Raw genomic sequence first — 19309 nt, 5'->3', positions numbered from 1 at the left:
AAGCGTACCGGCGCGCCCGCTGCCTACCGCCCGGTACGGTCCCGGCCGTACTGTGTGCGCATGCTCCACCGAATCCGGGCAAGCCGCCTGCTGCGGGTCCTTCTCGCCCTCGTCGCCGTCGGTTTCCTCGGCTACGGCCTGGCCCGGAACTGGGACGACACCCGCCGCGCGCTGACGGAGCTGTCGTGGTGGTCGGTCGCCGGGGCCTGGGCGTCGGTGATGGCCGGGGCGGCCTGCATGCTCGTCGCCTGGCAGCGGGTGGTCGCCGGGCTCGGCTCGCCGCTGCCGATGCGCGTGGCCGCGCGCGTGCTGTTCGTGGGGCAGCTCGGCAAGTACGTCCCCGGGTCCGTCTGGGCCTACGCGGCGATGATGGAGCTGGGCCGCGACCACGGCTGCCCGCCCCGGCGCACCTTCAGCGCCACCTCGATGGCCCTGCTGGTCTCGCTGGGCTGCGCGGTCGGCCTCGCCGCCGCCACGCTGCCGTTCACCGCCCGGTCGATGGCCGGGCGGACGTGGTATCTCGTCCTGATCATCCCGGTGATCGCGGTCTGCCTGCACCCGAAGGTCCTCACCTGGGGGCTGAACCTCGCGCTGCGGATCGCCCGCCGGGAGCCGGTCGAGCGGGTCCTGCCCGGCCGCGCCCTGCTCTCCGCCCTCGGCTGGACCCTCCTCGGCTGGCTGCTGTACGGCCTGCACGCCTGGCTCGTCCTGGGCGACCTGACCGGCGACTTCTCCCTCTACGCGCTCGGCGCCGGGGCCTACGCCGCCGCCTGGGCCACCGGACTGCTGATCGCGGTCGTCCCGGCGGGGGTGGGCGTGCGCGAGGCCGCGATGGCCGCGGCCCTCATGTCGGGGCTGAGCCAGGAGGAGGGCGGCCTGACCTCGGCGCGGACGGTCGCGGTCGTCGCCGTCGTCGCCCTCGTCTCCCGGCTGGCCTTCACCCTCACCGACCTGGCCTGGGCCGGGATCGGCTGGCTGCTCGGCCGCCGGGCGCGGGCTCAGGCCCCGGCGGAGACCAGCGCGTCGGCGTACGCCGCCCAGTAGGGGTCGGGGTCGACGGCCTTGACCCCGGCGCGCAGCCGCTCGGGCTCGCCCGGCCGGTAGAACCTCTCCAGCGACGCGCGCAGCGCCTCCACCGACCCCGGCTCGACGAGCAGGCCGTCCACGCCGTCGGTGACGTGGTCGGCGAGCGTGCCGACCCGGGTGGCGATCACCGGCACCCCCAGCTCGTGGCCGAGCCACACCTGCTGGCTGGCCGTACCGCCGCGGTAGGGCAGGACCAGCGCGTCCACGTCGGCGAACAGCGCCGGGAGGTCCTCGTCGGCGACGTAACCGGGCCGCAGCTCCACCCGGGTGGTCAGCCCCAGCTCGCTGACGAGCGCCTCGATCTTCTCGCGGACCCCCCAGAACTCCCCGGCCACCCGCAGCGACACGCCCTCGGGCAGCGCGCGGATCAGCAGGTCGAGCCCCTTGTACGGCCGGACCAGGCCGAAGAACAGCAGCCGGTTCGAGACGCCCTCGACGTGTCCGCTCTCGCGGAGTCCCCGCGGCAGGTGCGGCGCCATCTCGGCGACCTTCACCGGGGCGGACGTCAGCCCGCGGGCCAGCCCGGCCTGCTTCTCCGAGTGCGTCAACACGCCGTCCACCCGGCGCAGCAGCGCCCGCACCAGCGGCTCGTCGTACGGCTTGCGCTCGTGCGGCAGCACGTTGTGGCACAGCGCCACCACCCGGGTGCGCCGCCGCAGGCCGGACAGGATGCCGAGGTAGGGCGGCACCTGCACCGAGCTGAGCAGCACCAGGATCACCAGGTCGGCGCCCGCGAGGCGGCGTCCGGCGCGGAACCAGCCGTCGGGCCGCCGCCAGTCGAGGTCACGGCGGACGTTCGGGAACGGCCGCTCGTCCGGGGTGTCCACGGTCTGCTGCCCGGGGTAGAGGAACGACGGGTACTGCGCCCGCCACGTCTCGACCACCACGTCGTGCCCGGCGTCGCGCAGCCGGTGCGCCAGCTCGGCGGTGTGCGCGGCGCCGCCGCCCTTGTACGGGTGGACCGGCCCGACGATCGCGATGCGCATCTACTCGCTCCTGGACCGCACGATGAGGTCGGCCAGCAGCGCCAGCGAGCCGATGAGCAACCCGGAGAGGAAGATCACGATGGTGTTGCTGGCGAGGTAGAAGGGGTGAAGGACGTTGTCGTAGATCCCCTTGACGATACCGATGCAGACCAGCCAGATGGCCGGCGGCATCAGGACCTTCAGCGGGTTGAAGTACATCACCATCCGCAGCACCTGCAGGATGTAACGGTAGGCGTCGGAGATGAAACTGAACTTCGACTTCCCGGCCCGCTTGCTGTACTCGATCGGCAGGTAGTAGACGTCGTGCTGGTTCGACAGGAACGACAGCGTGATCGTGGTGACGCAGGAGAACCCGGGCGGCAGCAGCCGCAGGTAGGGCCTGGCGACCGACTTGCGGAACGCCCGCAGCCCCGAGTTGAGGTCGGGGATCCGCTGCCCGGCCAGCCGCTCGGCCACCTTGCGGATGAACCACTTGGCCGGAACCCGCAGGAACTTGTGCGAGCCCTCCTCGGTGGTCCGGGCGCCCACGACCTGGTCGATCGTGGAGTCCTTCTCCAGGAGCTGGACCAGCTCGGGGATCCGCTCGTTGGGGTAGGTCATGTCGGCGTCGGTCCACACGACGATCTCGCCGCGGGCCTCCTGGGTGCCGATCCTGCGGACCGTGCCCGACCCGCCGTTGCGGTGGAACGCCCTGATCCGCATGTTCGGAAACCGCGGCGCGGCCTCCTGGAGCCTGGCCAGGGTCTGGTCGGTGGAGCAGTCGTCGACGGCCACGAGCTCGTAGGTGTAACCGCTGGCGTCCATGGCGGCGCAGATGCGCTCGACCTCGTCGATGACGTGGTCCTGCTCGTTGTAACAGGGCAGAACGATCGTCACGTACGGCGTTGCGTCCACGGCTGGTCCACTCTCGGAGGTCGTCTCGGGCGTACTCACGTCCGGCGAGGATACTCAGCCTAGCCGAGCCCCGTGGCACATCACCCGACCCGGGCACCTCCCGAAGGGGTCGCCCGGCGGAGGGACACCGGGCGGAGAGCGGCCGGTCAGGATCCGGGAGGAGGGTTCTCCACGGGGACGGTCATCCAGGCGTCGATGGCGGTGGACCAGGTGCCGTCCGGGGGGCTGACGAGGGAGCGCTCGTCCTGGCGGGTGCGCAGCGCCATCACCTGGACGGGCGTGCCGCCGTACCGGGTGAGCTGGCTCTCCTTGACGGCGAGCAGGACGGGGACGCGGCCGGCGGCGCGGATCCGGGCGGCCAGGCGCAGCACGTCGGCCTTCCCTGCGACGTCGGAGCCCCACAGCGGGGCGACCCGCCCGGTCGGGACGCCGCAGGTCCCCCGGACCACCTGGGTCAGCCGTTCGGCGGTGACCCGCTCGACGATCAGCACCGAGGCCCGTCCGGGCAGGGCCGCGCACATCGCCTCGACGGCCGCGCGCTCGCCCCGCTCGATCGGGGTGAAGGCCGTGCCGATCGAGGTGACGGCGGCGGGGACGACGAGCAGCGCCATGCCCACGGCGGTCAGGTTCCGCTGCGCGGCCGGGCCGTAGCCCATCCGGCGGATCTTGTCGCGCGTCCAGCGCAGGCCCCACACGGCGAGCAGGATCAGGCCGGGCACGACGACCGGGACCAGCCGCCGGGAGGCCCAGGGGTGGTCGGGGGTGATGGCCGGGCGGTAGAGGGTCGTGACGGTGGTCCAGCCGATCACGGCCAGCGGCAGCAGCCAGCCGAACCCGGTGCCGCGGGCGAGCCTGCGGGCCAGGACGGCCGCGGCCAGCGTGGCGAGCACCACGGCGGGCACCCCGATGTACCACATCACCCAGTGCAGGGAGTCCTCGTAGTACAGGCGGGTGCCGTCCACCGGCAGGCCGTTGGCCCGCTGGGTGGTCCTGATGAACAGGGCGTTCAGCCGGTCGGCCTGCGTGGTCGGCACCCGGGTGACCTGCTGCAGCCACGGCCGGGCGGCGAAGGCCGCCATCACCGCGACCACCAGGCCGGCGACGATCTCCGGCAGCCACCGCAGCGCCGCGACCCGGCGCAGCGCGGCGGCGAGCGGCCGGGCCAGCAGCGCGGCCACGACGGTGAGGGCCACGACCGCGCCGCAGATGAGCAGCAGCGGCGTGAGCGAGCTGGACAGGTATCTCAGATACGGCCGCGACAGCAGGTAGCCGGCGGCGACCCCCAGCCCGGTGCCCACGACGAGCCCGCCGAGCAGCGGGAGGCCGAGCCGTCCCTCGTCGCGCAGGCCGGTCCGGCCCATGGCGATGAGCAGCCCGGCGTAGACGAGCACCGGCAGCACGTCGCGCAGTCCGTCGATCCTGACCAGGACCGCCAGCCCGAACACCAGCCCGGCCAGGGCCGCCCCGATCAGCGCGGCGCGCGGCTGGGCCTCCCGGACCGCTCCGGGCCGCTCGGCGGAGGGCGTGGCGGGCAGGTAGCCGATGCCGGTGACCCCGGCGCGGAGCCTGGTCCGGGCGTCGTGCAGCAGGACGAGGCCGCCGAAGATCAGGATGAGGGACGGGATCTCGCTGAACGTGGTGCGTGCGGTGTAGAGGAAGGGGAGGCTCACCGCGAGCAGCAGCGCCGCGACCGGCGCCCAGCGCCCGCCCGCCAGCCTGGCGGTCAGCCCGGCGACGACCAGCACCGCCAGCGCCCCCAGGACGGGCGGCGCGAGGAGGATCCCGGTCAGGCCGCCCAGCCAGTGGCCGAACGCGTACAGCAGCGGCGGCCCCGGCATGAACTGCGGCACGACCGCGCCGCCCGAGCTGTAGAAGCCCGCGCTGTCGAACAGGAGCGCCGGGTCGGGGCCGCCGAGGGCCGCGGCGTCCCGCGGGATCGGCAGCGAGCCGTGGCGGGCCAGCCAGACCGTGGTCTGCGCGTAGGTGGCGGGGTCGCGGCGGACGACGAGCTGCTCGCTGTGGAAGACGGCGTTGAAGACCGCGGAGCCCAGGGCCACCGCGATGACCGCGCCGGTCTGCCGGGCCGTCGCCTCGACCGTCTCGGGCAGGCGGCGCAGGCCGTACCCGCACAGGACGACGGCGGCGAACAGGCCCAGCGGCACCGCGGCGAGCGGCCGGAACCAGCCGAGCAGCAGCAGCGGCAGCCCGGCCAGCAGCCAGCCCGCCAGCACGAGCGCGGGCGCGGCCGACAGCACGGCGAGCACGGTGCCCGCCGAGGGCCGGTGCGCGCGGTCTCGCGGGCCGGCGTCGGCGACCGGCGTCGAGGGTGGTGACGGGCTCATGGCTGGACCCGAGCGTAGCGGCGGCCGGAACCGGCGGCGACGGGCCGCGGGGCCGGGCGTCGCGTCCGGAGCCGGGGCGGGCGTCGCGTCCGGTGTCACGCCGGCCGCCGGACCGGGTGTCGCGTCCGGCGTGACACCGGCCGCCGGACCGGGTGTCGCGCCGGGCGCGGGGCCCGGGTCGGAGCCGGTAGCGTACGCAGCGCGCGAAGGGGGCTGGACGTGGGCGGGCGGGTGCGGCGATACCGGCGTTTCCTGCGGGAGGCGGGCGGGTGGGCGCGTGGACGGCTCCCGCGCGGCGTGACCCGAGGGGTGCGGCGTCACCGGTGGTTTCTGGGCGTGCTGGGCCTCGGGACCGCCCTGCGGGTGGTCACCGTGCTGGGATACCGGCCCGCGCTGTGGTTCCCCGACTCCTACACCTACGTCGTCACCGCCCTGAAGCCCCGGCCCGACCTGGTCCGGCCGGCCGGGTACTCCATGTTCCTGCGGCTGTTCGAGCCCTTCCACAGCTTCGCCCTCGTCGCGTCGGTCCAGCACCTGCTGGGTCTCCTGGTCGGCGTGCTCGTCTACCTCACCGCCCGGCGGCTGGGCGCCCCGGGCTGGGCGGCGGTGCTCGCGTCGGTTCCTCCGCTCCTGGACGCCTACCAGATCGAGCTGGAGCACCTGCTCGTCTCAGACACATTGTTCGCCACCCTGGTCATGTCGGCCGTATGCCTCGCCGTGTCCCGGGCGACCGGACCGGTTCCGTCTGGTTCGTCCGATCCGGACCGGGGCCCGTCCGGTGCGCGGAGCCGTACGGCGGGCGGGTCCGGCGTGCCGGGGATCCGGGCGGGAGGGCTGGTGGCGGCGGGTGGGATCGGCCTGCTGGTGGCGGCGGCGACGCTGACCAGGACGGTCGGCCTGCCGCTGGTCGCGCTCTTCGCGGCCTGGCTGATCTACCGGGCGCGGGGCCGGGTGCTCACCGCCGGGGTGATGGTCGCCGCGGCGCTGGTGCCGATCGCCGGGTACGGCCTCTGGTTCCACGCCACCTACCAGCGGTTCGGGCTGGTGGGCGCGAACGGCGTCTTCCTGTACGGCAAGACGATGACCTTCGCCGACTGCGCGGTGATGAGACCGCCGGCCGACCTGGCGGTGCTGTGCGACCCGCGCCCGCCCGCGGAGCGGCCCCCGGCCCAGGAGTACGTCTGGAGCAAGGACTCGCCGCTGGTCAGGCTGCCCGGAATCACCTTCACCGAGGAGAACGAGGCGCTGGCCGGGCGGTTCGCGTCGCTGGCCATCGCCCGCCAGCCGCTCGACTATCTCGGCTCGGTGCTGTCGGAGCTGGCCCGCTCCTTCACCCCGGGCCGCCCGGTCTACCCCGACGCGGAGGTCTACGGCTACTACGAGTTCCCCGCGACGCCGCCCCCGCCCCCGGGCCGCTACCCGGCCACGGTGGGCGCCGAGTGCGCCCGGCGCTACGAGCGGGGGCCGGTCGACGTCCGGATCGCCGAGCCGTACGCGGGCTGGATGCGCGCCTACCAGCGCGTCGCCCGGCTGCCCGGCACGGCGGTGCTGGTGATCGTCCTCATCCCGCCGGTGACGGCGGCGGCGCGGTGGCTGCGGCGGAGGCCGCGGGGCGGTGCGACGGATCCGGGGGGCCCGGCCGGGGGCCGTACCGGGGGGTCGTGGCGGCTGCGACGAGGGCCGGCGGGGCGCTCGTGGCGGCTCCGGTGGGGACCCGTGGAGGCGGCCGGGGCCGGGTCGGCGGTGTGGCCGCTGCCGTGGGCGACGGCGGTGTCGTTGCTCGTCATGCCCCCCGCGGTGGCGGAGTTCGACTACCGCTACGTGCTGCCCGCCGTCCCGGCGGCCTGCCTTGCCGCCGCTTTTATAGCCTCTAAACCTTCGTTACATAACATTCCAAGAAATGTCCGTATCTGAGTATGCTGTCCGCGGATCATTCACGGGGGCTGTCAGGGCTGTCATGACCAAGTTCACATCATCATGTCGTCCGGCACTCGTCTCGTGACCTACTCTTTGGGCGCAATGAGCGAGCTGAGACAGCACCGGACGTTGCCGCCAGGCGAGGAGATCGCATGAGCGACCATCGGCAAGTCGCTGTGAAGGACCGCAGGGCCGAGCCCACCGGGCCCGGCCGCAGGGCCGCGCGGCGGTCGGGCGGTGACGACCGGCCTCCGCCCGAGGAGCCCCCGGCGTCCCGCCGCTCGTCCGGAAGGTCACCGCGGCGCGGCGGGCTGAGCCTGAGCCGCTGGATCGGCATCGGGGTGACCGGCCTGCTGGTCCTGGGCACCCTGGGCGGCTACAAGGTCTACCACGACATCGAGGACAAGTTTAAGAAGGTCGACCTCGACGCCGAGCTGGGCAACAACCGCCCGCCGGAGACCGGCGCGCTCAACGTGCTCATCGTCGGCTCCGACTCCCGCGAGGGCGCCGGCAACAAGAGGTACGGCCAGCACATGCAGGGCCTGGGCGAGCGGACCGACACGATCATGCTGCTCCACATATCCCCGGACCGCGACAGGGCGACCCTGCTCAGCTTCCCCCGGGACTCCATGGTCCAGGTCCCCCAGTGCAAGAGTCCCCAGACCAAGGCGATCATTCCCCCCGGCCTCAAGATGATCAACGCGACGTTCAACGAGGGCGGCATCGCCTGCACGTGGCGGACGATCGAGTCGCTGACCCAGATCCACATCGACCACTTCGTCAAGGTCGACTTCTCCGGGTTCAAGAACATCGTGGACGCGCTGGGCGGCGTCCCGATCTGCGTCTCCAAGGACGTGGTGGACCCCAAGGCCAAGCTGAACCTCAAGGCCGGCACCCACGTCGTGAAGGGCGAGACCGCCCTCGCCTACGTCCGGGCCCGCTATCAGATGGGCGACGGCAGCGACCTCAGCCGGATCAAGCGGCAGCAGGTCTTCCTCAACCAGGTGATGAAGAAGGCCACCGGCTCCGACCTGCTGACCGACCCGATCAAGCTGAGCTCCTTCCTGCAGGCCGCGGCCGGCTCGCTCACCATGGACAGCCACCTCAACGTCAACCGCATGATGGAGATCGCCCAGAGCGCGAAGAAGCTCACCGCCAAGGGCCTGCAGGCCATCACCGTCCCGTGGATGCCCGACCCGGCCGACAAGAACCGGGTCGTCTGGAAGCCCGAGGCCGCCACCCTGTTCGAGGCGATCCGCTCCGACACCGAGGTGACCCCGCCGGCCAAGGACGCCGCCAAACCGAAGGTGAAGAACGAGCAGGTCCGGGTCCAGGTGCTGAACGGCACCGGCAGGTTCGGCGTGGCCGGCGAGGTCGCCACCAAGCTGGCCGCCCAGGGCTTCGTGGTGATCCAGACCGGCAACGCCGGCCCGGCCACCGGCGTCGCCACCACCTCGGTCCGCTACGCCAAGGCCGAGACCGAGGGCCCCGCGTACGGCGACGCGCTGGCCCTGCGGCTCTCCGGCGACAAGCTCACCCCCGTCGCGGGCAAGATGCGGGGCACCAACGTGCAGAACTACGCGCCGACCATCCCGGTCACCGCGCCTCCCAAGGGCCCGATCATCCAGCTGGTCATCGGCGCCGACTGGAAGGGCGTCCGCGTCCCCGCCAAGATCCCCGACTCTCTCAAGGGCAACGTCGTCGACAGCAAGACCGACCCCTGCCAGTGACCCGCGGAACCCGCCTCCGGTGCGCGGGACGGCGCCGGAGGCGTGACGCGCCGTGCCCGGCGCACCGTCGCCCGCGTCCGGTGCGCGGCACGGCGCCCGTCTCGGGCGCCGCCCCGGACACCGGGCTCCGGCCCGCGCCGGGCCGGACGCACGGGACCACGCCGGGCGACGCGGACCGGGTCACGACGAGCTGGACACCAGGTCACGTTTTCCGGAGAACCCTGTGTCCACCGGGGCTGTCGTGCGACATCGGCCGCGTTCCCGGTCTAGGGTTGTCGGGTCGGCGAGGCGGATCCCACTCTGCCGCATCCCTCGGCGATCCACGGGTGTCCCGCCGGCGCGACCCACCGCTCCCGCTTCAGAGAGACGATCGAGCCCACCGTCCGCCTTCCTCCGAGAGATAGCCGAGCGTTTACCCCGTGAGTGATCCCCGATTCCCCTTCCAGGTACCGGCTCCCCGAGACGACGGCCCCGGCGGGTCCGGCGGCGGGCAGGACCGGGCGTCCGGCCGGCGGCCGGCGTCCGAGACGCCCCAGCCCTCCTGGCCGGAGCCGCCGGACGGGGGCGGCAGGGGCCGCCGTGGCGGCGGCCGGGGTCACCACGGAGACGGCCGGGACCCTCTCGGGGACGACCGGGACCGCCGGGGGGACGAGCGGGACGAGGAGGCCGGCGAGGTCACCATGTGGGGCTACCCGCCCTACCGTGAGCCCGCCCAGGAGCCGGACGCCCCCTCCTGGGGCTCCCCGGCGCCCGACTCCCCCCGGAACCCCTCCGGGTCCGCCTCCTCGTGGGGCTCCCCGGCGTCCGGCCCGCACGAGGCCCCGGGCCGGCACGTCCACGGGGCGCACGGGTCCCCGAGCGGGGAGGCCCACGGCCTCCATGAGACCCCGGCCCGGGAGGCTCACGGCTTCCACGAGGCCCCGGGCCGGCACGCTCCGGCGTCCGGCCGCGGCGAGGCCCCCGGCTGGGGGACCGAGTCGCCCACCCCGCGGGACGGCTGGGCTCCGTCCGGGGCCGGGGAGCCCTGGGCGCCGTCCGGGGTGGAGGAGCCGTGGACGCCGGCCGGCGTCGAGGAGCCGTGGGACCCGCCGCGGGCGCGGGCGCCGTACCCCGGCCGGACGGCCCAGGACCCCTGGGCGCCGGACGCCGCCCCCCGGGGCGGTCTCCAGAACGACCGAGGCGGTGTCCCGGATCCCCGGAGCGGTCTCCCGGAACCTCTGGGCGGTGTCCCGGACCCCCGGGGCGCGCAGGGCACGCGGAGCGCCCCCGCCGGGCGGACGCCGGACCCGCTGGACCCGGCCTGGACGCCGGCGCCCGCGGGCGCGCACATCCCGGCGTGGGCGTCGGCGGCCTCCGCCCCGGCACCGCCGGAGACCGGAGCCGGCGAGCAGCCGTTCTCCTACTGGGACAAACCGCAGACCCGGCTGTCGCACTGGGGCCACTACCCCGAGGCGGACGAGGAGCCCCGGCCCGTGGAGGAGCCGCCCGCCCCTCCGGCGAAGAAGAAGCGCGAGCCGTACCTCGACAACGTCAAGTTCGTCCTGATCGCCCTGGTGGTGACCGGCCACTCGCTGGTTCCCACCCTGGCGGCGCACTCGTCCAAGGCCGCGTACCTCTTCATCTACACGTTCCACATGCCCGCGTTCGTGCTGGTCAGCGGCTACCTCGGGCGCAACTTCTGGAACTCCAACGCTAAGATCAACAAGCTGGTCGACACCATGCTGGTGCCGTACGCGGTCGTGGAGCTGGGGTACGCGCTGCTGCGCTTCGCGGTCGGCCAGAAATGGACTCTGACGATCATCGACCCGGCGTGGCTGAACTGGTACCTGCTCGCCCTGGTGCTGTGGCGGATCTCCACGCCCATCTGGAACCGCATGCGGCAGCCGGTGCTCGTCGCGCTCGTCATCTCCATGGTCGCCGGCTTCTCGGAGATCTCCGGTGACTTCAGCATCGACCGCTTCTTCGGCCTGCTCCCCTTCTACGTGATCGGCCTGGTGCTCAAGCCGGAGCACTTCGACCTGCTCAAGCCGCTGTGGGTACGGATCACCGGCGGGATCGTGCTGGCCGGAGGCGCCGCGGGGGCGATCCTCATCGCCCCGCACGTCAGCCTCAAGCCGGTCTACTACCGCTACAGCTTCAAGTCCATGGACATGAGCTGGTGGCTCGGGCTCGGCGTGCGCGGCGCGATGCTGCTGGCCGGGCTGGCGCTGTCGGTGGCGCTGCTGGCGGTGGTGCCGCGGCGGCGGACGTGGTTCTCCGACCTCGGCACCCGCACCCTCTACGCCTACCTGCTGCACGGTGTCGTCGTACTCGTCGCCAAGGACCAGAAGTGGCTGAGCGTCCCCTGGCTGTACGGCCCGCTGGGCGTGATCGCGATCGCCTCCAGCGCGCTGGTCCTGGCGATCATCCTCTGCCTGCCGGTGACCCGCACGGCCTTCAAGTGGCTGCTGGAGCCGCGTCTGGTGTGGCTCTACCGGCGCCCGGCCGGGCAGCCGACGTCCCCGCCCCCGACGGTGCCCGCCGCGGACATGCCCGCCGCCGCGACGCCCGCCGACCCGGCCGCCGGGCCCGCCCGCGGGGAGAGTTCAGCCCGGCTTCCCCGGTGATTAACCCGGCACACCCGCCGACGACCGAAGCTCCATCCAGCATCGGCATATGAGGGTATGTGTCGGGACGATCATCCACCATCCCGAGGACGCCCGGATCATGCACAGGCAGATCCGGGCCCTCCTCGACGCGGGGCACGAGATCACCTATGTCGCCCCCTTCACCGACTGCAACGTCACCCCGATCCCCGGGATCCGCGCGATCGACGTCCCGCGCGCGCTCGGCGCCCACCGCGGCCGGGCGCTGCGGGCGGTGCGCGGAGCGCTGCGGCGCGGGGCCGAGGACGCCGACCTGCTCCTCGTCTGCGACCTCGCGTCGCTGCTCCGGTTGCCCCGCCGCCGCCCCGTCACCGTCTGGGACGTTCGCGACGACGCCGCCGGTCCTCGGGCGGCGGGCCCGTTCCCCGGGCTCCCGCACCGCCTCCCGCGCCCGCTGCTCCGCTTCGCCGAGTCCCGCGCCGAGCGCCGCGTCCACCTGATCCTGGCCGACGACTCCCTGCGGGAGCGGTTCGAGCTGTCCCACCCCGTGGTCCCCGGCGCCGCCCGCGTGCCCGGCCGGCCGCCGCGGCCGCCGGCCGGGGCACGGGTCGTCCACCTGGGCCGGCTCCGCGCGGACGGCGGCGTGGCCGAGCTGGTCGAGCTGGCCCGGCGGCTGGCGCCGTACGGGATCAGGACGGACCTGATCGGCGAGGCCGACCCGGAGGTACGCCCGGCGGTCCGCGACGCGCAGCGGGCGGGCCTGCTCGACTGGTACGGCCACGTGCCCGACCGGCACGCGACGCGGATGGCCGAGGGCGCCCTGGCCGGGCTCTCGCTCCCGCGCGACCTGCCCGGCGCCGGGCGGGCCATGCCCGTCGAGGTCGTCGAGTACATGGCCCGGGGGCTCCCGGTGATCACCACCCCGGCCCCGGCCGCCGCCGCGGCGGTCGAGCGGACCGGCTGCGGCGTGGTGGTGCCCTTCGGCGACGTGGACGCCGCGCTGCGCGCCGTGCTGACGCTTCGGGACGACCCCGGCCGGGCGGCGGACATGGGCGCGCGCGGGTACCGGGAGGCGCTGCACCGCCACGACTGGGCCGACCACTCGGGCGGGTTCGTCGAGCTGCTGGAGGGCTGGGCCGCGGCGGGCGCCGCCCCGGCGCCCGCCCGTCCCCACCCCCTGCCCGCCTGACCGCCCGTCCTCGCGCCTCCGCCCCGCCTGACCGCCCGCCCTCTGACCGCGCCGCCCCTGACCGCGCCCCCCGCCCGCCTGAGCACCCGTCCCCGCGCCCCTGCCCGTCTGCCTGCCTGACCGTCTGCCCACGCACCCGGCCGTCTGGCCGTCCGCGGAGTTCGTCCCCCGACGCGTGCATGCCGCGTTCTTCGCGGGTATGCCAAACGGAAGCGACGGGAGAATCGAGGATTGGTCTAGTGGAGCCATGGCACGCCATCTGATCCAGGGCCGCGAGGTCGCCACACCGGTCCGAGTCCAGGACGCCATGGCCTGCACGGCTTCCTACCTGGTCCGTGCCGACGCGGCCCGCGCCGTGATCGCCTACTCGGGGCTCGACGTCGTCGAGGTGTTTCCCGGCAAGGCGCTGTGCACGCTGGCGTTCCTGGACTACACCGAGGGGGACCTGGGCGCCTACCACGAGTTCGGGATGACCTTCCTGATCCGGCCGCCGGAGGCGGGCCCGATGCCCCGCCGCCGCGGCCTGCGTCACGGCCTTTCGGAACCGCTGCGGGCCGGGGCGGGGCTGTTCGTCCACTGGCTCCCCGTCGACCAGGGGTTCACCCTGGAGGCCGGCCGTACGATCTGGGGTTTCCCCAAGGAGCTGGCCGACATCGACCTGCGCGTGTCGTCCCCCTACAAACGGTGCGTCGTCCGCCAGGACGGCCGCCTGGTGCTGGACCTCCTGCTGCGGCCCGGCGTCCCGGTGCCCGCGCCCGCCCTGACCGCCTCCACCGACGCCTACACCCACCAGGACGGCGTCACCCGCCGCGTTCCCTGGTCGGTGACGCCGCGCGGGGGACGGGTACGGCCGGCGGGCGCCCTCATCCGCCTGGGCAACCACCCCGTCGCCAGGGAGCTGAGCGAGCTGGGCCTGCCCGGCGGCGCCCTCCTGACCGCCACGGCCGCACACGTGACCATGCGTTTCGAGGAGGCCAAGACCCTCTAGGTCTCGGGGAGGGACCGGCGGCGGCCGAAGCGGGTGCGCCACAGGCCCGCCGCGCCCAGGGCCGCGGCGGCGCACGCCACCGGGATCGCGGGCAGCATGTAGCGGTGGTCGAAGTCGAGCGCGGCGATCGGCCCGAGGAACAGGAACATCGCCACGGCCCACGGCAGCAGGGCGGCACGCCGCCGTCCGATCGCACCCAGCCCGCCGAGCAGCAGGAGCACCGCGAACAGCGGGCCGTGCAGGACCTCCGGGTAGCGGTACGCCGCGAGGAACGCGTCGTACGGCGCGACGGACGACATCCCCCGGATGGCGGGATCGTACTCACCCCGGACATGATCGATCAGCGGGAACGACGGCAGCGGCCAGGAACCGGCCGGGAACGTCAGGGCCGGGACGATCCGCTTCGGGTGGCGCACCGGCGTCCACGCGAACGCGAGCGACGCGTCGGAGGCGACCTCGCGCAGGTAGTCGAACGGCTGGGCGGCGATGGCGCGCAGCGCGAACGACCTGGCCAGATCGTTGTGGGAGAACCGGTCCCCCGGCAGCCGGTTGAGCGAGGCGCCCGCGGCCCACACGTACTCCGAGGCCGCGTCGACGACGACGCCGTTCGGGCAGAGGCGCGCCTCTGCGGCCGGCGGCCTGATCTTCGAGCAATCGGCGAACGTCATGGTGCGCGCCCACAGCGCCACGCCGTCCGAGCCGCTGAGCGCGAAGCGCCCGTGGTGCTGGCGGTACCAGCCCGCGTAGGCGGCGAGCGGCAGTGTCCCCGCGAGCACCAGCGCCACCACCCGCCGCCACCCGGCCCGCCGCAGCACCAGGTGGAGCGCGAACAGGGCGAGCAGCGGCACCGCGGCCGTCCGGGTGAGCCCGGCCGCCGCCAGCAGCGCCCCGGCCGAGGCGGCCGACCGCAGCGAGGGCTTCTCCCGCCACATGACGACCGTCAGCGCGGCGATGACCAGGAACGTGACCTGGGTGTCGGAGAGCACGGCGTGTTCGAGCCGGAGGAACGCCGGGTTGAACAGCACGGGCAGCGTGGCCAGGGTCGCGCCCCACGCGGGCAGCGAGCGGCGGCGCAGCAGGAGATAGATCATCAAGCCCATGCCGAGCCCCAGGACGTGTTGCACGCCCGCCACCAGCTCGACGCTGTGGAACGGCCGGAGCAGCCACAGGAGCACCGGGTAGCCGGCGGGGTGGAACGCGCCGCCGGGCTTCAGGTGGACGGCCGTGTCCAGGTAGGTGAACGAGTCGTACCAGTAGAGCTGGGCGGTGTCGTAGCCGAGCATGACGACCGCGCGCAGCGCCGCCGCCGAAGCGATCACGACGGCGAACAGGCCGTGTCCGGTGTCGAGCACCCGGCGCAGGCGGTGCCGCGTGCCGCCCGGGGAGATGACGGGTTCGATCCGGACGCCGGCCGGTGAGGTGAGCATGGAAGGTCCCCCGGTTCGGAGCCGGGCGGTTCCCGGCTTCGAAGGAGAACTGAAACGATCGATCGATAAACTCGTCGTCACCTGATCCGGTTATGTCCGCGTTATGGCGTTGCTGGCATGGTGGCGCGATCTGACGGCATCACACGACGTCGATGGCATGGGGGGCAGCACGTTGCGGGTACTGGTCGCCGAGGACGAGCGGATGCTCGCCGACTCGATCGCGGAGGGGCTGCGCGGGGAGGCGCTCGCCGTGGACGTCGCCTACGACGGCGAGGCGGCGCTGGAACGCGTGCGGGTCCACGACTACGACGTGCTGATCCTGGACCGGGACCTGCCGGGCCTGCACGGCGACGAGGTGTGCCGGGCCGTGGTGGCCGACGCCGCGGCCGTGCGGGTCCTCATGCTCACCGCGTCGGGGGACGTGCGCTCCAGGGTGGCGGGCCTGTCGCTCGGCGCGGACGACTACCTGCCCAAGCCGTTCGCGTTCGAGGAGCTGGTGGCGCGGGTCCACGCGCTGGGCCGGCGGGTCCGCGCGGCCGACCCGCCGATCCTGGAGCGGGCGGGCGTACGCCTGGACTGGGCGCACCGGCAGGTGTTCCGGGACGGCCGCTACGTGCCGCTGGCGCGGAAGGAGTTCGGCGTGCTGGCCGAGCTGCTGCGCGCCCGCGGGGCGGTCGTCTCCGCCGAGACGCTGCTGGAGAAGGTGTGGGACGAGCACATCGACCCGTTCACCAACACGGTTCGCACGACGATGATGAAACTGCGCCGCAAGCTCGGCGACCCGCCGGTCATCGAGACCGTCACCGGGGCGGGGTACCGGATCCCGTGACCTCCCCCAGGGCGGAACCCCCATACCGGAGGAACCCATGAAGAACAGTGTCAGGCTTCGGTTCGCCCTCGCCTGCGGTGGAGTGTTCATCCTCGTCGGGATCGTCCTGGTCGCCGCGCTCGCCCTCGTCGTACGGCAGAGCCTGGAGCCGCGTGACGGCCTCCGGAAGCCCCGGTGGATCCAGGTCGCGGGAAAGGGCTACTGGCCCGGCCGCGAGGAGTACTACATCGCGAGCCAGCGGGTCGCGCAGGTCAGGCGCGTCTACCAGGCCGACACGATCAGAGGCGTGCTGCTCTGGGGCGGTGCCGCGGTCCTCGCGGGCGGCGGGCTGGCCGCGGCGGCCGGCTGGCGGGCGGGCGGCTGGGCGCTGCGCCCCGTCCGGACGGTCACGGCGAGCGCGCTGCGCGTCTCCCAGAGCCACGACCTCGCCGAACGCATCGCGCACGAGGGACCGTCCGACGAGATCAAGGAGCTCGCCGACACCGTCGACCTCGTCCTGGCCCGGCTGTCCCGCTCCTTCGACGGGCAGCGGCGGTTCATCGCCAACGCCTCGCACGAGCTGCGCACACCGCTCACCATCAACCGCACCCTGGTGGACGTGGCGGTCCGGCGTCCCGACGCGAGCGAGGACGTCAAGCGGCTCGGCGAGTCCCTGCTGGTGGTCAACACCCGGCACGAACGGCTGATCAACGGTCTGCTCGCCCTGGCCGAGGGCGAGCGCGCCGTACTCGACCGGCGTCCCTTCGACCTGGCCGACGTGGCCGAGCACGTGCTCGACCTGGCCGCCGGCGAGGCGAAGGAGCAGGGGGTGACCGTCCACCGGCTGCTCGACCCGGCGCCCACGGCGGGCGAGGCGGTGCTGGTCGAACGGCTCGTCCAGAACCTGGTGGAGAACGCGGTCCGGCACAACCACGCGGGCGGGCAGGTGTGGGTGTCCACCCGGCGGCGGACCGACCGGGTCGAGCTGGTGGTGTCCAACACCGGGCTGCCCGTGCCGCCGTACGAGGTCGAAACGATCTTCGAGCCGTTCCGGCGGCTGCACGGGGACCGGCTGCGCTCCGACCGGGGCAGCGGTCTCGGGCTGTCCATCGTCCGGGTGGTCGCCGAGGCGCACGGCGGCACCGTGGCCGCCGAGCCCCGCGAGGAGGGCGGGCTCACCGTGGCCGTCGAGCTGCCGCAGGTGAACGTCTGACCCCCGGGCCGCGGCGGCTCGGCCGCCCCGTTCAGCCGGTCTGGTCCAGCAGGGGTGGCTGAGCCGGGTAAAGGTTCGCGCGACGTCAAGACGTGGTCAAGCGACCACGGATAGTGTCCGCCTCGTGCCCACCCGCGAACACGAGATCTGGCTCGAACTCATCCAGCAACGCCCCGCCCTCGCCGCACCCCCCTGGTTCTCGGCCCCGAGCAGATCCCCGCCATCACCGACCCCCACCAAGCCCGCGCGAACCCTCACCTGGCCGTCCTGTCGGCTCTCAGCCACGGCGACACCACCACCGGCGACAAGATCTTCGCTGCCATGCTCGACGCCCTCGACCACATCGAGTTGGAGCAGGCGCAAGGTTATATTGACGAAGTGCTGGCCATGCTTCCCACAGCGGCCCGGCAGATCCTGGAGGCGATGATGAGCACCGGAACCCGCGAGTACAAAAGCCGATACGCCCGCCACTACTACGGCCAGGGCAAAGCGGAAGGCATCGCGGAAGGCGAAGTCCGAGGCGAGGCCAAGATGCTGCTGCTCATCCTGACCGCCCGGGGCATCGAGGTGCCCCAGGACGCCCGGGAGCTCATCCTGGCCTGCACCGACCTGGAACGGATCGAAGCCTGGGGACGCCGCGCGGGCACCGTCGCCTCCATCGACGAACTACTCGGCTGAAGAGGTTCTTCCGAATTCGGTCGTCAACGGATCTCGATCCGAGTCCTCTCGACGCCCATGTCAGCCGCCGAGGTCCAGCAGGGGGAGCTCGGCCCGGGTGGGCAGGCCCTGCCAGTCGCTGGGGGCGGAGGCCGCGAAGGCCGCGAGCAGCGCGCCCCGGCGCAGCCGGTCGGCCGGGTGCAGGTTCTCCAGGAGGGCGCTGAGGTATCCCGCCGTGAAGGCCTCCGCCGAGCCGCCCGGGTCGACCACGGGCGCGGTGCGGCCCGGGGCGTCGTGGCGCACGCCGTCCACCCGGACGCTGGCGCCCCGCGCGCCCCGCATCACGATGACCTCCCGGTCGCCGGTGAGCGCGGATTTGACCAGGTCCAGCTCGCCCTGGTGGACGAACAGCACGTCGGCCGACAGGGCGAGCGCGCCGAGGACCTCCTCGGCCTCCCGCAGGTCCGGCCAGAGCCGCTCGCGGTAGTCGACGGCCACCGAGACGGCGACGCCGGAGAGCCGGGCGGCGCGCACCGCGACGTGCAGGGCGTCCCGCGCGTTCAGGGCGGCCGTGATCCCGCTGACGTGCAGGATGCGGGAGGCGGCGATCCGGTCCAGCGGGACGTTGCCCTGCGCGAGCCGGGTGCCCGTCAGGTAGTGGGTGACCCGGGCCGCCTGCCCGGGACGGCACTCCCGTGTCAGCATCGCGGTCGCGAGCCCCTCGTCGGCCCGGACGCCCGAGACGTCCACGCCCTCCCCGCGCAGCGCGGTGACGATCCGCGCGCCGAACTCGTCGGCGCCCACCTTGCCCAGCCACGCCACCTCGTGCCCGAGCCTGGCCAGTCCGACCGCGACGGTGAACTCGGCCCCCGTCACGTCCAGCCTGGCCTCGTGCTCGTGCCGGATCCGGCCGCTGGTGACGACGCCGAAGGCCTCGCCGAGGGTGTAGACGTCCACGTGGAACCTTTCGCGGCGCCGGACGACGCCGATGGGCCATCGTTTCCCGGCCCGGAGGGGCGCTCCGGAGAACGACCGGGACCCGAACTCTAGCGGGGCCGGGCCGGGCCGAGCAGGTCCCACCGGTTGCCGGAGATGTCACGGAACACCGCGACGCGCCCGTACGGCTCGGCACGCGGCGGCGTGACGAACTCGACCCCGGCGGCGGTCATGTGCTCGTAGGCGGCGTCGAAGTCGTCCGTCCGCAGGAAGAACCCGACCCGGCCGGCCGCCTGGTCGCCGACCGCGGCGAGCTGCCGTTCCCCGTCGGCGCGGGCGAGCAGGATCCCGGTCCGGGCGCCGGGCGGCCGCACGACGACCCACCGCTTGGGGCGCCCGTCGTTCGTCAGCGACGGAGAGTCCTCCACCAGGTCGAAGCCGAGGACGCCGGTGAAGAACTCGATCGCCGGGTCGTACTCCTCGACGATGATCGTGAAAAGGTCGATGTGCACCCCGGGAGCCTAGAGGGGATCACGTGTGCCATCATAAAG

Annotated in this window: 15 protein-coding genes; 9 read left to right on the top strand and 6 right to left on the bottom strand. The window is 73.6% G+C overall.

Translation table 11 applies throughout. The annotated features are described in order from the left end of the window. Positions 1-60 precede the first annotated feature (60 nt). Positions 61-1044: a lysylphosphatidylglycerol synthase domain-containing protein gene (locus tag AB0D67_RS02560; protein ID WP_362929069.1), complete on the top strand. Its 984-nt coding sequence runs from the start codon at positions 61-63 to the stop codon at positions 1042-1044. Here AB0D67_RS02560 and AB0D67_RS02555 read toward each other — a convergent pair. The 3 genes from AB0D67_RS02555 to AB0D67_RS02545 form a co-directional block, all read right to left on the bottom strand. Continuing rightward, positions 999-2072: a glycosyltransferase family 4 protein gene (locus AB0D67_RS02555; RefSeq protein WP_362929067.1), complete on the bottom strand. Its 1074-nt coding sequence runs from the start codon at positions 2070-2072 to the stop codon at positions 999-1001. The two genes, AB0D67_RS02560 and AB0D67_RS02555, sit on opposite strands and share 46 nt — an antisense overlap. Further along, positions 2073-2966, bottom strand: coding sequence for a glycosyltransferase family 2 protein (locus AB0D67_RS02550; protein ID WP_362929065.1), 894 nt, complete (start codon positions 2964-2966; stop codon positions 2073-2075). Positions 2967-3112: 146 nt separating this feature from the next. Beyond that, positions 3113-5308 (bottom strand): hypothetical protein, encoded by a 2196-nt coding sequence (locus AB0D67_RS02545; RefSeq protein ID WP_362929063.1) that lies wholly within the window; start codon positions 5306-5308, stop codon positions 3113-3115. A 336-nt stretch (positions 5309-5644) separates the two neighbouring features. On the opposite strand from AB0D67_RS02545, the gene AB0D67_RS02540 reads away from it, so the two are divergent. The 5 genes from AB0D67_RS02540 (at position 5645) to AB0D67_RS02520 (ending at position 13717) form a co-directional block, all read left to right on the top strand. After that, the gene (locus tag AB0D67_RS02540) at positions 5645-7222 is read left to right on the top strand and encodes a hypothetical protein (protein ID WP_362929061.1); all 1578 of its coding nucleotides are present in this window, start codon (positions 5645-5647) and stop codon (positions 7220-7222) included. Positions 7223-7377: 155 nt separating this feature from the next. After that, complete coding sequence (locus tag AB0D67_RS02535) at positions 7378-8955, top strand: LCP family protein (RefSeq protein WP_362929059.1); 1578 nt, start codon at positions 7378-7380, stop codon at positions 8953-8955. Between the two features lie 419 nt (positions 8956-9374). Further along, positions 9375-11561: an acyltransferase family protein gene (locus AB0D67_RS02530; RefSeq protein ID WP_362929057.1), complete on the top strand. Its 2187-nt coding sequence runs from the start codon at positions 9375-9377 to the stop codon at positions 11559-11561. Between the two features lie 49 nt (positions 11562-11610). Then, positions 11611-12729, top strand: coding sequence for a glycosyltransferase (locus AB0D67_RS02525; protein ID WP_362929055.1), 1119 nt, complete (start codon positions 11611-11613; stop codon positions 12727-12729). 247 nt (positions 12730-12976) lie between these two features. Beyond that, on the top strand, positions 12977-13717 hold the full coding sequence (locus AB0D67_RS02520; RefSeq protein WP_362929053.1) for an acetoacetate decarboxylase family protein: 741 nt from the start codon (positions 12977-12979) through the stop codon (positions 13715-13717). Here AB0D67_RS02520 and AB0D67_RS02515 read toward each other — a convergent pair. After that, positions 13714-15144 carry a hypothetical protein gene (locus tag AB0D67_RS02515; protein ID WP_362929051.1) on the bottom strand — a complete coding sequence of 477 codons (1431 nt, stop codon included), beginning with the start codon at positions 15142-15144 and terminating at the stop codon, positions 13714-13716. The two genes, AB0D67_RS02520 and AB0D67_RS02515, sit on opposite strands and share 4 nt — an antisense overlap. A gap of 172 nt (positions 15145-15316) precedes the next feature. Between AB0D67_RS02515 and AB0D67_RS02510 the strand changes: the two genes are divergently transcribed. The 3 genes from AB0D67_RS02510 to AB0D67_RS02500 all read left to right on the top strand — a co-directional run bounded on the left by AB0D67_RS02510 (position 15317) and on the right by AB0D67_RS02500 (position 17843). Further along, complete coding sequence (locus tag AB0D67_RS02510) at positions 15317-15973, top strand: response regulator transcription factor (protein WP_362929395.1); 657 nt, start codon at positions 15317-15319, stop codon at positions 15971-15973. A 37-nt stretch (positions 15974-16010) separates the two neighbouring features. After that, positions 16011-17165 carry a HAMP domain-containing sensor histidine kinase gene (locus tag AB0D67_RS02505; RefSeq protein ID WP_362929049.1) on the top strand — a complete coding sequence of 385 codons (1155 nt, stop codon included), beginning with the start codon at positions 16011-16013 and terminating at the stop codon, positions 17163-17165. 321 nt (positions 17166-17486) lie between these two features. Next, on the top strand, positions 17487-17843 hold the full coding sequence (locus AB0D67_RS02500; protein WP_362929047.1) for a hypothetical protein: 357 nt from the start codon (positions 17487-17489) through the stop codon (positions 17841-17843). A 60-nt stretch (positions 17844-17903) separates the two neighbouring features. Here AB0D67_RS02500 and AB0D67_RS02495 read toward each other — a convergent pair whose 3' ends face one another. After that, complete coding sequence (locus AB0D67_RS02495) at positions 17904-18779, bottom strand: sugar kinase (protein ID WP_362929045.1); 876 nt, start codon at positions 18777-18779, stop codon at positions 17904-17906. An 89-nt stretch (positions 18780-18868) separates the two neighbouring features. After that, complete coding sequence (locus AB0D67_RS02490; RefSeq protein WP_362929043.1) at positions 18869-19270, bottom strand: VOC family protein; 402 nt, start codon at positions 19268-19270, stop codon at positions 18869-18871. Between the last annotated feature and the right edge of the window lie 39 nt (positions 19271-19309).

The organism is Streptosporangium sp. NPDC048047 (genome assembly GCF_040653115.1).
Classification (GTDB): domain Bacteria; phylum Actinomycetota; class Actinomycetes; order Streptosporangiales; family Streptosporangiaceae; genus Streptosporangium.
Note: the sequence above shows the minus strand (reverse complement) of the source record. Positions and strands in the feature narration are given on the sequence as shown.

What these genes read in the sequence shown, in the direction of transcription:
- AB0D67_RS02520 (WP_362929053.1), top strand. Translation starts at nt 12,977, where the DNA reads ATGGCACGCCATCTGATCCAGGGCCGCGAGGTCGCCACACCGGTCCGA.
- AB0D67_RS02545 (WP_362929063.1), bottom strand. Translation starts at nt 5,308, where the DNA reads ATGAGCCCGTCACCACCCTCGACGCCGGTCGCCGACGCCGGCCCGCGA.
- AB0D67_RS02525 (WP_362929055.1), top strand. Translation starts at nt 11,611, where the DNA reads ATGAGGGTATGTGTCGGGACGATCATCCACCATCCCGAGGACGCCCGG.
- AB0D67_RS02535 (WP_362929059.1), top strand. Translation starts at nt 7,378, where the DNA reads ATGAGCGACCATCGGCAAGTCGCTGTGAAGGACCGCAGGGCCGAGCCC.
- AB0D67_RS02560 (WP_362929069.1), top strand. Translation starts at nt 61, where the DNA reads ATGCTCCACCGAATCCGGGCAAGCCGCCTGCTGCGGGTCCTTCTCGCC.
- AB0D67_RS02555 (WP_362929067.1), bottom strand. Translation starts at nt 2,072, where the DNA reads ATGCGCATCGCGATCGTCGGGCCGGTCCACCCGTACAAGGGCGGCGGC.
- AB0D67_RS02500 (WP_362929047.1), top strand. Translation starts at nt 17,487, where the DNA reads ATGCTCGACGCCCTCGACCACATCGAGTTGGAGCAGGCGCAAGGTTAT.
- AB0D67_RS02505 (WP_362929049.1), top strand. Translation starts at nt 16,011, where the DNA reads ATGAAGAACAGTGTCAGGCTTCGGTTCGCCCTCGCCTGCGGTGGAGTG.
- AB0D67_RS02515 (WP_362929051.1), bottom strand. Translation starts at nt 15,144, where the DNA reads ATGCTCACCTCACCGGCCGGCGTCCGGATCGAACCCGTCATCTCCCCG.